Annotated in this window: 1 pseudogene; it reads left to right on the top strand. The window is 72.2% G+C overall.

Annotated features, from left to right (window positions below):
* Positions 1-449 (top strand): annotated as a pseudogene (locus VR45_RS45185) (condensation domain-containing protein); the annotation flags it as partial.

Below are 449 nucleotides of genomic sequence, written 5' to 3'. Positions count from 1 at the left end.
CCTCCAGGCCGCGCTGGCCGCGCTGCTGACCCGCCTCGGTGCCGGTACGGACGTGCCGATCGGCTCGGTGGTCGCGGGCCGCTCGGACGAGGCGCTGGACGAGTTGGTCGGGTTCTTCGTCAACACCCTGGTGCTGCGCACCGACACTTCCGGCGACCCGGCCTTCGCCGAACTGCCTCGGCCGGGTCCGGGAGGCCCAGCTCGACGCCCACGCCCACCAGGACGTGCCGTTCGAGCGGCTGGTCGAGGAGCTCAACCCGGCCCGCTCGCTGGCCCGGCACCCGCTGTTCCAGGTCGCGATGGTGCTCCAGTCCACCGAGGAAGGGGAGTTGGAGCTGCCCGGCCTGGAGGTCGAGGCGCTGACCTCGGACACCGGGGTCGCCAAGTTCGACCTCAATGTCACCCTGGAGGAGTTCTTCGGTCCGGACGGCGCGCCCGCCGGTCTGGAC

The sequence above is a fragment of the Streptomyces sp. NRRL S-495 genome (genome assembly GCF_000966955.1).
Classification (GTDB): domain Bacteria; phylum Actinomycetota; class Actinomycetes; order Streptomycetales; family Streptomycetaceae; genus Kitasatospora; species Kitasatospora purpeofusca.
This window is presented reverse-complemented; position numbering and strand designations above follow the sequence as displayed.